The following is a 10046-nucleotide window of genomic DNA, read 5'->3' on the forward strand; positions in this document are numbered from 1 at the left end:
CACTGAGAACGCTTTACTATTTCTATTTTACCATTGAATCGTGCGGCCCGATCGCCGATCGAGACAGGAATTACGTTTTAACTAAATGCGATCGCCCTATCCCTGACTCAATATGTCTAAAAATTCTCGGACAATGCGATCGGGTTCTTCTGTGCATCTGTTAGCGTCGCAATAGTGGATGATGCTGATACCGTGAGATGCAAACAGGCGATCGCGCGTTTCATCTTTTTCTGTGTCGGGATGCCATATTTCCAGAATACCCCATTTGCCTTGGTGAAATATGAGGAAATCTGGTTCTTGGTTTTGTCGGCCTGCAGGTGTTGTGAGGCGGGCTTTGGAGTTGGGGAAGAATAGGGTGTTTGTGCGATCGAGCGCTTCGGCAATTTTTACTTGTTCTTGGCTGTGAAAGCGCAGATCGTTCCAGTGATAAATGCTTGATTTTATGCTAGATAAAATTCCCTGGTTGTGCGCGTTTTCAGGCTTAATAATTCCATCTGATACTGTATTATAATCAGATATAGTTGCACCCTGTAAATCTGTTGATGAATCAGATTCACTTAAGTTGGCAAATGATATTCTGGCTCCGCTTAAGTCAGCACCGCTGAGATTAACTCCGATAACTTGAGTTCGATGTAATGTCACTTGATGTCGCCGCAAGTATCGTTTAAAAACAGAGCGTAAATTATTTTTTTTTACTTTTTCATCAAAAGCCTCTGAGAGTTGTTTCCAGAGTTTAGCCGCCAGCGCTTTGATGTATTCATCATTATATTGAGAGAGTTGAGAAATTTCCTCATAGGAATGTCTGCCTTCCCAGCATTGTCTGAAGATGAGCTCTTGCACGTCGTTTAAGCCTTCGCCATCGAGGACTGTTTCTGCGATCGCGATTGCTTCATCAACGGTCATGGCTTAAGTTTCCTTAAAGTATATATTTGGTGAAGTTTTGACAATAATACCATTTTTTTATGATGCTGCATAGAACCCGATCCCCCCTAGGGTGTGTTTTCAAACCCGGAGATCCCCCCTAGCCCCCCTTAATAAGGGGGGGACAAGAGCACTCAAAGTCCCCCTTTTTAAGGGGGATTTAGGGGGATCGAGATATGTGCAACGACCCATTAAATTAATATAAGAGGCTATATCTTAGCAATTAAGGCTGATGTTCATTCAACCAATTGGTTAAATCTGAGGCTTCGGAAAAGTCCAAAAGCGCCTCTCCTAAATCCTCTAATTCTTCTACGGATAAAGTCTGAATTTGCTCGCGGGTTTCAGATGCGATCGAACCGATACGTCGAGTCAACTGGCGACTGAGGAACGACAGCGCCTCATCTTTCCTTCCTTCAAGGAGGCCTAGTTGTCTTCCTTCAAGGAGGCCATCTTCGCGAATTTCTTGGTAAATCACAGAACCGCGCATAGTTTCCTTCCTAAATAGTTGTCTGATTAAGTCTTTTTCAAATCTCAAACCTGCGAGCACTTGGGTGCAAGCGAGTAAATCCGCTTGTTGGGTAGGTTCTTCTATTGTAGCAATCTGAGTAGCTATTTGCTCTAACAAAGTTCGCGGCGAGTTGGTTTGGGATAGTGTCGCGAGTGGGAGCAAGCCGGGCACGGACAGCAGTAAAGCAGGGTCTTGTTCCCACAGGCGAATAACTCAATAGCCGTGTCGGGTGTTCGCGTCTGTGTACTCGGATACAAAAACTTGTTCTGAGGCTGTTTGCTGCAAAAAGATTACTACTTGATTGATGGAACAGGAGTATTGCCGTTTGAGCCTGACGTAGTAGTCTAGCATTCTGAAGGCGATCGGCGGGTCGGAGTAGGGCCGCGTTTCAAATTCCAGATGCAGGATTTGGTTATCCGTTTGCAGGAAAACGAGAGAATCGGCTCGGATGGGTTCTTGAATTAGTTCGGTTTTGAGTACCTGAACATCGGTGGGTTCGTCAATTGGTAGCAGCCAGCGGACGAAGGCGGCGGGGAATTTTTCTGCTAGATATTTGCAGGTGTTGTCGTAGGCCAAGGAAGTTGGGTTGTGAGAGGGGTTATTTACAAGAGTTTAACTCTACGGGCATCTACCTGAGAGGAGATTTTAGGGCGATTTGTGGAAAGTCATTACTTTTTCTCACTTTTTCTCACTTTTTATCACTGACAAAGCTGAACTTGACTCCTTAAAATACTCAAATGCCAGCAGATGGCTCGCGTTTATGTTTACAAATTACCCTAATAGAGGAGTTGACAAAAGTGAGTTTACCATACAACCTTGTCGAGGCAATTCGGAATATTATGGCTGCTTTGGCTTTGGCTCAAGGAATCTTATCGCCATCACAGGTTTCTGATATTCCCAACTCGACAATAATAGCTCAATTTGAAGAGCAAATCGGAATAGCAGACCAGGAAGAAAGAGAGAAAGTAGAAAGGGAACTAAAAAAAGTAAAATCCAATCAATCGATCATGCTAGAGATATCCAAAGAAACTGGCTATGGTAGCGGTAATTATGGCGGATAAACTCATTTTAATTGATTTTTACCAGTAGAAACAACCATAAGGGGGATTGAGTTACAATCCCCCGCTACACTTACCAAAGGATAACTATCAATGTGGATTTTGATTTTAATTGTGTTGGCTGTAGTTATCTACTTCGTGATGTCACAGGCATCAAGCAGGAATCAAGCAAGTAAGACATCAAGTAGGACTAAAGCCAATCAAGTTGATTATTCAAGTCTTCAAGTTGATTATTCAAATCTTGAAGTATCACTTGAGAGCAGCATCTCTACTAGCTATAGCTACACACGCCTTCGTGACCTACTAGCAGAAGGCAAATGGAGAGAAGCTGATGAAGAAACAGGTAAGGTGATGCTGAGCGTAGGAAGTCTAGCAGTAGAGAGAACAATCCAAGCGGGAGAGTGGGGGTGTCGTCTAGTGCCGGATTATAACCGTCTCATTGGCGGAATGGCAGACTACTTCCCTTGTGCCGATCTTTCTACTATTGATCGACTTTGGCTTAAATATAGCAACGGTCGCTTTGGATTTAGTGTACAAAAACGAATTATATCAGAACAAGGAGAGGATGTACTATCCATGATTTCTGGTAAGAAACGTGGAAGAAAAAAATATTTTCTTGACGAGATAAATGAGGAAATTGAATTAAGAAAAGTCTGCTATAGTCGCATAGGATGGTACGATCCTAACAACGTGGGTCAATATACAAAAAAATATAACGATCTTACTTTTGCAATCCAGGCTCCCTATGGACATCTTCCCACAGGTAATTACTGGCGGGAAGGACGTGGTGGGTCATGGAAAAATGAACCGGTGAACGACAGTGCCCTACTAGACATCTTGAATAGGCTTTCAAGTTGCGGTATTGCTCTGTAGTCAAAATCCTTGTCACATACACTTGTTCACACACTTGTATAGACATGGGATTGAGTTACGATCGCCCTTTCACTCCTAAAAGCGATCGCACCTTCTCACCCCCACCTTTCTACAACCTTCTCACATCGCCTGTTTTAAAAGTTTGTTAAGTGCGCTCGCGATTAAAAAATAAGAAAAAGGGCGATCAATCGATCGCCCTTTCTTCCATATTAAAAAAGCAGATAGAAAGAGGTGATCGCATAAGCCAGCATTTTCAATACACCTCATCATGGCTGCCAATATCAAGCAAGAGAATTTCCTCATCTCCTGACTCTGGATTCTCAACAAAATTAAATACAATCCGACAGTCATACTCCACAGAACAAGCCCAAGATCCCGCTAACTGACCTTTGAGTTTGTGTGTTTGCAGTGATGGCTCGAAAGAGTTTTCTGCCAAAAGTCTTAAAATAGCTTCAACTTTGGGCTGTAGTTCCGGGTGTTTGCGGATGAGGGCTTTGTAGGCACGTTTAAATGATTGAGCAAAGGTGATAAGTTTCAACGGTTTAGCTCCGCGATCGCTTCATTAACTGTACCTCGAAACACCTTTCCAGATTGATAGTCTTGTTTTCCTTGTGCAATGTTAGCAGCAATTTCGGTGCGACGGCGATCGCTAAGTCTCCGGTGCATGATGACAAGTAAAGCAGTTTGTTCGTCTGTAGACAATGTTTCGATCTCGTCTAAAATACTATCAAATGTTGAGGTTTGCATGGTGAGTTAGGTTTTATGGCGATGATGGCTGTCTTATTTTACTCAAGTTTAATGGAATTTGCTGAAGGCGATGGAAGGTGCGATCGCCTGCTTTAAAAATTTTTGAAGTGCGATCGCCCTCCAAGTCAAATCCCTTCCACTCCATCATACTTTCAAGGATTCTCGCTGCTGCTCACTACAAGGCACTCCATAAGCAGTATACGGTCTAACATCAGGCGGTTGCAGTCCCAAAACAATTGATTTAGCCGGAATTCCCGCTGCAACTAACTCCTCAGCAATCAGGCGATCGGTATTATTTGCTTGAATCCACACCTGACCATCAATAATATCAATATGAATCACGCAATGGTGAATGCGCTGCTCGTTAAACCAACCTATATTGATTAACATATAGCGGTCATTTTCTACATCAAAAATTGTGGCGTTTTGCGTCCCACTATCACAAACGGGAATCTCAGCGTATTCAGTAAGGAGCTGTCTAACAAGTTGGCGATAATTATTTAAGCTATCCATTGTACTATTTCCTCGGTTTTTGGGTTAAAAACAACAAGATTTAGGCGGTTATTATCTAGCAATATCTGACCAAATCTTTGTCCTTCAAAAAGCTCCGTAAAAGCATTTAGTGGAATTGCAAGATACAGTTGTCTTTCTGATTCCGTCCGTTTTAAGATGTCATAGTAAAGAGTATATTGACCCAAAGCTTGCTCTAAATCTGCAATTCGAGACTCTCTGATAAAACTTTTAACTTCAACGGCTATCTTGCGATCGTTGTTCTCAGCAGCTAATAGCTGTTCTGCACCAAGATCGATCGATAGGTTTCTCTTCGCCCAAGCCAATGGATAGGGATCGTGGGTAATTGTCCAGCCCGCCTTAATCAGACCCTGTTTGACAACTTGATGATAAATGTCTCTTGCTGGCACGATTGCTCTCTTTTGCGATCGAGGTTGAGGCTATTATAATGTATTTCATCCATCTCGATCGCCCTCACCTCAGCAAACCTCGGACTTCTGGGGTTAAAATTAGTAGACTTGACAAAGCTTACGAAGCAATTGGAGTTCCTGAACTTTGGGTTTATGATAGTGGCAGGTTGAAAATCTATCTGCTCAGAAACGGAAAGTATTTAGAATCCCAAACCAGTCCTAATTTTCCTGAAATCCCGATCGCCCAAATCATCCCCAATGCGATCGCTCACGCTTGGGAAGTCGGGAGTCTGCAAGCATTAGAAGAAGTAGAAAGTGCGATCGTTAAGTCTCCGGTGCATGATGACAAGTAAAATAGCATTCAACAAGCAATTTGAAGCGTCCTAGGTTCAGGGATAGATTCACCTTCTGCTTCCCATGCTTCCAAATACATTTCAATCACTTCTTCGCCGTTATGAATTGCTTGCTCGCGAGTTTCACCGTGAGTGCAAGGCATGACCACACGATCAGAAAATTCTGGAATAGTAACTAGAAAAAGTCCATCTTCATCAGACCATTGAACAATCATACTGTATCGACTCATAAATCCTCGCCCTTCCTTAACTCATTCAGCTCACTTAATAACTGTGCTAACTGCTTTTCTAGGTAGAGTGCCACATCATCTCCATCTTTGCCGAGAATTGTCAGTGTTTTTCGGAGCATTGGATGTCGCCAACGCTCATGGCTACCTTTGCCGCGCTTGGGTAGATAAACAAAACCTTCACGCGCAATTTGAACTTTTAACTCTCTAATTTTCCTTGGCATCGATTTTGTCTACTGCTCTACTTTATTTTATCACTTTTTTTCCACTCCTCTAAAAGCGTGCTAAGTTCACGGATAGATTCACCTTCTGCAAGACACGCTTCCCCATACATGATTCCGCAAGTCCTCAACGAATCGGATATACTGAGATACGACCCTAACGATTCAGGAGTCACGCTATTATGCTAAAGACAGTTTGGGCGATCGTTCGCCAAGGCAAAATTGAATTGTTGGAACAAACAGAAATTCCTGAAGGTGCAAGGATTCTGGTAACATTCCTACCTGATGATGAGTCTGAATTCTGGCTTCAGACAAGCCGAGTATCGCTAGATGCAATTTGGGATAATACCGAGGATGATATTTATGCCCAGCTACTCCAAAAATGACAACGTTGAAGAAGAATTGACATTAAAAGTTCGATCGCGCCCAACAACAACAGTATCGATCGAAATCCCAACAGATACCTTAGAATCCCTAAACCAAGTAGCACTCCATCGAGATATGCCTCTGTCAGCTTTACTCAAATTTTACATTGGGCAAGGTTTGCGGCAAGATTTAACAAAATTGTTTAGCGATCGCCTCCTAGAAGCAACAGCCCAAGTTTTGGCAAGACATCTACATTCAGAAGAAGAAGTCTCAACCATTCTTCGAGAAATTCAATCTGAAACAGCGCGGTAGTGCGATCGATCGCACTCAACCTCCTGACAAGTGCGTTAGCGAAGCCCTCGAAGAGGATCGCCACACCCAATCCTAATTTACCAAATCGTCTGAATGATTTAACCACAGAGGGCGCAGAGGGCGCAGAGAAAGAGAAGAGAGAAATGATAAATTCCCAGACTTCAAAAAATACCAGACAATACCAAACACAATAGTCCCGAACCCACATCGAAGCTAGAAACCGGGTTTCTTCCTAGGTATCTAGTTGAGAATCAGTGATTTTTCGTAGAAACCCGGTTTCTTCCCGTAACTCCCACCAAATCAAAATCTGGCAATACACTAAAAATCTTTAAAATTTGTTAAGATTAACTCGACCTCAGCGCCGGCATCCCATCCGCCGCTAAACCTGCCCTTCCCCAGTCTCCACAACAATGCTGCGACTCGAACACATCAGTAAAATTTACCCCACAGGCGTCGTACTCAAAGATGTCACCTGGGAAGTCAAACCGGGCGATCGCATCGGCTTAGTCGGCGTTAACGGTGCCGGTAAATCCACCCAACTCAAAATCATCGCCGGCGAAATCGAACCCACCGCAGGCGAAGTCATTCGCCCCGCCAGCCTCCACATCGCCTACCTCTCCCAAGAATTTGAAGTAGATCCGACTCGCACCGTCAAAGAAGAATTTTGGCGCGCCTTCAGCGAAGCCAACGAAGTCCACGAATCCCTGATGCAAGTCCATCGAGACTTGGAAAACTCCTCCCCAGAAAATCTCGACGAACTGATCCACAAAATGGATCGGCTGCAACGGCAATTTGAAGGCTTAAACGGCTACGGTTTAGAAGCCCAAATCGAGAAAATTTTGCCCGAAATCGGATTTGAACCCGAAGATGGGGATCGATTAGTCAGCGCCTTCAGCGGTGGCTGGCAAATGCGGATGAGTTTAGGCAAAATTCTCCTGCAAAAACCCGACATTCTGCTACTAGACGAACCTACCAACCACCTCGACTTAGAAACCATCGAATGGCTGGAAGTATACCTCAAAGGGCTGACAACCCCAATGGTAATCGTATCCCATGACCGAGAATTTCTCGATCGGCTCTGCACCCAAATCGTCGAAACCGAACGCGGCGTTTCCAGCACCTACCTTGGCAACTACTCCTCCTATCTGCTGCAAAAAGCAGAAGCCAGAGAAGCCCAACTCAGCGCCTACGAAAGCCAGCAAAAAGAACTCGAAAAACAGCAAGCATTCGTTGAAAAATTCCGCGCCAGCGCCACTCGCAGCACCCAAGCCAAAAGTCGCGAGAAACAGTTAGACAAAATCGAACGCATCGAAGCGCCCACCGGCGGATTAAAAACTTTGCATTTCCGCTTTCCCCCCGCACCCCGCAGCGGCCGCGAAGTAGCAATAATTGAAGATTTGGTGCACACCTACGGCGAAAAAATCCTATTCTTGGGAGCCGACTTATTGATTGAAAGGGGCGATCGCATAGCCTTTCTCGGCCCCAACGGCGCGGGCAAATCAACGCTGCTACGCCTGATTATGGGTTTAGAAAAGCCGACCGAAGGTACTGTCAAATTGGGAGGCCACAACGTCATCCCCGGTTACTTTGAACAGAATCAGGCAGAAGCCTTAGATTTGAATAAAACCGTGATGGAAACCATTCACGACGAAGTACCCGACTGGAAAAATGAAGAAGTTCGGACTTTGTTGGGCCGTTTCTTATTTACCGGCGAAACAGTATTCAAACAAGTTGGCGCTTTAAGCGGTGGCGAAAAAGCCCGCTTAGCTTTGGCAAAAATGCTGTTGACTCCTGTGAATTTGCTGATTTTGGACGAACCGACAAATCACCTCGACATTCCGGCGAAAGAGATGATGGAAGAGGCGATTCAGAATTATGACGGTACGGTAATTATCGTTTCGCACGATCGCTATTTCATCTCCCAAGTCGCCAACAAAATAGTCGAAATCCGGGATGGAGAGTTTCGCCCTTATTTGGGAGATTACCACTACTATCTCGATAAAATAGCCGAAGAAAAAGAGCTAGCAAAAATCGCCAAACTTGAAGCTGAAAAAGCGGCTAAAAAAGCTGAAAAAGAAGCGAAGAAAAAAGCAACAGCTAAGCAAAAATAAAGCGGCAACGGTCGTAGATAAACCTTACATCTGCGTTTATCTGCGTTCATCTGCGGTGAGAAATAAAAAATCCCTATTTCTCACCGCAGATTCTATTAATAATCTGATTCGCCTGCGACTCATAACTCCCACCAAACAAATTAAAATGATTCAAAATGTGATATAGATTATATAAAGTTTTGCGCTGCTCGTAGCCTCCATCCAACGGCAAAACCTGATTGTATCCTCGATAAAACTGCGGCGCAAACCCGCCAAATAACTCCGTCATCGCGATATCAACTTCTCTATCTCCCAAATAAGTTGCTGGGTCAAAAATGACCGGTTCCCCCGCAGATGTCACCCCCGCATTTCCTCCCCACAAATCCCCGTGAACTAGCGAGGGTTGAGGTTCATAACCTGCTAACAACTTAGGAATTACCTCTAATAAACGTTCCCCTTGTGGAAAATGACCACCCCGACGCCTCGCCAATTTTAACTGATAACCAATCCGATGTTCTGCCCAAAATTCTGCCCAATTTGCCGTCCAATTATTAATTTGCACAGTTGAGCCGATCGTATTATTCCTATCCCAACCAAAACCTCCCCTTAGCAAGGTTGAATTCGCCTTTTCTCCCCCCCTTAGCAAGGGGGGGCTGGGGGGGGTGTATTTGTGCATTGCCGCCAGTTTGCGCCCCATTTCTTCCCAAGATCGATCGCCCCCGCGTCCTGCCAAATCCAACCACTCCAACACAATATAAGCTGAATTCCCCTCAGATCCCCAGCAAATCGGCTCAGGTACTCGAATCGTCTGGGTTTCCCGCATTTGCTGCAAACCCAGCGCTTCAGCTTCAAACATCGCGACTTGGGAAGCTTGATTGATTTTCACGAAGTAAGTGCGGGAACTGCTGCTGATAGAATAGCCTTGATTGATGCAGCCACCGCTGACGGAACGGCGATTGTCAATCGAAAATGTTTCTCCGGCTGTTTCAGAGATGTGCGCGGCAATTTTCTCCCACATAGCATGAAATCGTGTTGAGGGTTGAGGGCGATCGAAATTACTTTAACAGGTATAGCAAATTAAAAATTAATCAGCAAAAACAACAAAGCTTAATATAGCAAAAACAACAAAGCACCTATCTGTACAGAGAGGTGCTTTTGTTTAAAAGTGGTTCCCGGGATTGAGCTATTTTCGAGCGGCAGTGACGCGGTAAATATATTAGCAACCCGGAGTTTTAACAACGGAAAAAGGAATAGAATCCCAGTGATGCCACGGCGTCTTTGTAGAGATCGAAAAAAAATAAGGGGAAAAAAATAAGGGTAAAAAACCCTGAAGACTGCAGAGAATTAAGTCATCATCATCACCATGTAGAAAGAGAGGTCAAGCCCTCGGTCTATTAGTACGCCTCAGCTTCATCCCTCTCAGGACTTCCACTTAACGCCTATCAACGGG

General features: G+C 44.4%; 17 protein-coding genes. 6 read left to right on the forward strand and 11 right to left on the reverse strand.

All coding sequences use genetic code 11. The features are described from left to right. Positions 1–96: 96 nt before the first annotated feature. The 3 genes from QUB16_RS16940 to QUB16_RS33615 form a co-directional block, all read right to left on the reverse strand. Positions 97–903 carry a pentapeptide repeat-containing protein gene (locus QUB16_RS16940; RefSeq protein WP_333317756.1) on the reverse strand — a complete coding sequence of 269 codons (807 nt, stop codon included), beginning with the start codon at positions 901–903 and terminating at the stop codon, positions 97–99. A gap of 241 nt (positions 904–1144) precedes the next feature. Beyond that, positions 1145–1546 carry a DUF4351 domain-containing protein gene (locus tag QUB16_RS33610; protein ID WP_445251128.1) on the reverse strand — a complete coding sequence of 134 codons (402 nt, stop codon included), beginning with the start codon at positions 1544–1546 and terminating at the stop codon, positions 1145–1147. A 96-nt stretch (positions 1547–1642) separates the two neighbouring features. Further along, positions 1643–2005: a hypothetical protein gene (locus QUB16_RS33615; RefSeq protein ID WP_445251129.1), complete on the reverse strand. Its 363-nt coding sequence runs from the start codon at positions 2003–2005 to the stop codon at positions 1643–1645. A gap of 161 nt (positions 2006–2166) precedes the next feature. On the opposite strand from QUB16_RS33615, the gene QUB16_RS16950 reads away from it, so the two are divergent. Beyond that, positions 2167–2490, forward strand: coding sequence for a hypothetical protein (locus QUB16_RS16950; protein WP_333317758.1), 324 nt, complete (start codon positions 2167–2169; stop codon positions 2488–2490). A 90-nt stretch (positions 2491–2580) separates the two neighbouring features. Then, a complete protein-coding gene (locus tag QUB16_RS16955) occupies positions 2581–3360 on the forward strand; it encodes a GUN4 domain-containing protein (RefSeq protein ID WP_333317760.1) in 780 nt (259 codons plus the stop codon). Between the two features lie 253 nt (positions 3361–3613). On the opposite strand, the gene QUB16_RS16960 is transcribed toward QUB16_RS16955, so the two are convergent. From QUB16_RS16960 to QUB16_RS16980, 5 genes are read right to left on the reverse strand one after another with little or no spacing between them, the layout of a single operon-like run. Next, positions 3614–3898, reverse strand: a complete 285-nt coding sequence (locus QUB16_RS16960) for a type II toxin-antitoxin system RelE/ParE family toxin (RefSeq protein ID WP_194062326.1) — start codon at positions 3896–3898, stop codon at positions 3614–3616. Further along, on the reverse strand, positions 3895–4107 hold the full coding sequence (locus QUB16_RS16965; protein WP_333317762.1) for a hypothetical protein: 213 nt from the start codon (positions 4105–4107) through the stop codon (positions 3895–3897). Before QUB16_RS16965 ends, QUB16_RS16960 begins: the two co-directional genes overlap by 4 nt. 13 nt (positions 4108–4120) lie before the next feature. Beyond that, positions 4121–4255, reverse strand: coding sequence for a hypothetical protein (locus QUB16_RS16970; protein ID WP_333317764.1), 135 nt, complete (start codon positions 4253–4255; stop codon positions 4121–4123). Then, positions 4252–4620: a XisI protein gene (locus QUB16_RS16975; protein WP_333212831.1), complete on the reverse strand. Its 369-nt coding sequence runs from the start codon at positions 4618–4620 to the stop codon at positions 4252–4254. Before QUB16_RS16975 ends, QUB16_RS16970 begins: the two co-directional genes overlap by 4 nt. Beyond that, positions 4608–5027 carry an element excision factor XisH family protein gene (locus tag QUB16_RS16980; RefSeq protein WP_333317765.1) on the reverse strand — a complete coding sequence of 140 codons (420 nt, stop codon included), beginning with the start codon at positions 5025–5027 and terminating at the stop codon, positions 4608–4610. The genes QUB16_RS16975 and QUB16_RS16980 overlap by 13 nt, the downstream gene beginning before the upstream one ends. Positions 5028–5065: 38 nt before the next feature. On the opposite strand from QUB16_RS16980, the gene QUB16_RS16985 reads away from it, so the two are divergent. Beyond that, entirely contained in the window at positions 5066–5380 is a 315-nt protein-coding gene (locus QUB16_RS16985; protein WP_333317767.1) for a hypothetical protein, read from the forward strand. Positions 5381–5388: 8 nt separating this feature from the next. Here the strand turns inward: QUB16_RS16985 and QUB16_RS16990 are convergent, their stop codons facing one another. Beyond that, positions 5389–5610 carry a type II toxin-antitoxin system HicB family antitoxin gene (locus QUB16_RS16990; RefSeq protein ID WP_333317769.1) on the reverse strand — a complete coding sequence of 74 codons (222 nt, stop codon included), beginning with the start codon at positions 5608–5610 and terminating at the stop codon, positions 5389–5391. Continuing rightward, positions 5607–5831 (reverse strand): type II toxin-antitoxin system HicA family toxin, encoded by a 225-nt coding sequence (locus QUB16_RS16995; RefSeq protein ID WP_333317771.1) that lies wholly within the window; start codon positions 5829–5831, stop codon positions 5607–5609. Before QUB16_RS16995 ends, QUB16_RS16990 begins: the two co-directional genes overlap by 4 nt. 179 nt (positions 5832–6010) lie before the next feature. Between QUB16_RS16995 and QUB16_RS17000 the strand changes: the two genes are divergently transcribed. From QUB16_RS17000 to QUB16_RS17010, 3 genes are all read left to right on the forward strand, one after another. Beyond that, positions 6011–6214 carry a hypothetical protein gene (locus QUB16_RS17000; RefSeq protein ID WP_333317773.1) on the forward strand — a complete coding sequence of 68 codons (204 nt, stop codon included), beginning with the start codon at positions 6011–6013 and terminating at the stop codon, positions 6212–6214. After that, positions 6192–6506, forward strand: coding sequence for a hypothetical protein (locus QUB16_RS17005; protein ID WP_333317775.1), 315 nt, complete (start codon positions 6192–6194; stop codon positions 6504–6506). The genes QUB16_RS17000 and QUB16_RS17005 overlap by 23 nt, the downstream gene beginning before the upstream one ends. A gap of 410 nt (positions 6507–6916) precedes the next feature. Then, positions 6917–8617: an ABC-F family ATP-binding cassette domain-containing protein gene (locus QUB16_RS17010; RefSeq protein ID WP_333317776.1), complete on the forward strand. Its 1701-nt coding sequence runs from the start codon at positions 6917–6919 to the stop codon at positions 8615–8617. Between the two features lie 73 nt (positions 8618–8690). Here the strand turns inward: QUB16_RS17010 and QUB16_RS17015 are convergent, their stop codons facing one another. Further along, a complete protein-coding gene (locus tag QUB16_RS17015) occupies positions 8691–9614 on the reverse strand; it encodes a fructosamine kinase family protein (protein ID WP_333317778.1) in 924 nt (307 codons plus the stop codon). Between the last annotated feature and the right edge of the window lie 432 nt (positions 9615–10046).

This window comes from Microcoleus sp. D3_18a_C4 (assembly GCF_036702415.1).
Lineage (GTDB): Bacteria > Cyanobacteriota > Cyanobacteriia > Cyanobacteriales > Microcoleaceae > Microcoleus.

What these genes read in the sequence shown, in the direction of transcription:
- QUB16_RS16950 (WP_333317758.1), top strand. Translation starts at nt 2,167, where the DNA reads ATGCCAGCAGATGGCTCGCGTTTATGTTTACAAATTACCCTAATAGAG.
- QUB16_RS16985 (WP_333317767.1), top strand. Translation starts at nt 5,066, where the DNA reads ATGTATTTCATCCATCTCGATCGCCCTCACCTCAGCAAACCTCGGACT.
- QUB16_RS16975 (WP_333212831.1), bottom strand. Translation starts at nt 4,620, where the DNA reads ATGGATAGCTTAAATAATTATCGCCAACTTGTTAGACAGCTCCTTACT.
- QUB16_RS16970 (WP_333317764.1), bottom strand. Translation starts at nt 4,255, where the DNA reads ATGATGGAGTGGAAGGGATTTGACTTGGAGGGCGATCGCACTTCAAAA.
- QUB16_RS16955 (WP_333317760.1), top strand. Translation starts at nt 2,581, where the DNA reads ATGTGGATTTTGATTTTAATTGTGTTGGCTGTAGTTATCTACTTCGTG.
- QUB16_RS16965 (WP_333317762.1), bottom strand. Translation starts at nt 4,107, where the DNA reads ATGCAAACCTCAACATTTGATAGTATTTTAGACGAGATCGAAACATTG.
- QUB16_RS16940 (WP_333317756.1), bottom strand. Translation starts at nt 903, where the DNA reads ATGACCGTTGATGAAGCAATCGCGATCGCAGAAACAGTCCTCGATGGC.
- QUB16_RS17000 (WP_333317773.1), top strand. Translation starts at nt 6,011, where the DNA reads ATGCTAAAGACAGTTTGGGCGATCGTTCGCCAAGGCAAAATTGAATTG.
- QUB16_RS17005 (WP_333317775.1), top strand. Translation starts at nt 6,192, where the DNA reads ATGCCCAGCTACTCCAAAAATGACAACGTTGAAGAAGAATTGACATTA.
- QUB16_RS16995 (WP_333317771.1), bottom strand. Translation starts at nt 5,831, where the DNA reads ATGCCAAGGAAAATTAGAGAGTTAAAAGTTCAAATTGCGCGTGAAGGT.
- QUB16_RS17015 (WP_333317778.1), bottom strand. Translation starts at nt 9,614, where the DNA reads ATGTGGGAGAAAATTGCCGCGCACATCTCTGAAACAGCCGGAGAAACA.
- QUB16_RS17010 (WP_333317776.1), top strand. Translation starts at nt 6,917, where the DNA reads ATGCTGCGACTCGAACACATCAGTAAAATTTACCCCACAGGCGTCGTA.
- QUB16_RS16990 (WP_333317769.1), bottom strand. Translation starts at nt 5,610, where the DNA reads ATGAGTCGATACAGTATGATTGTTCAATGGTCTGATGAAGATGGACTT.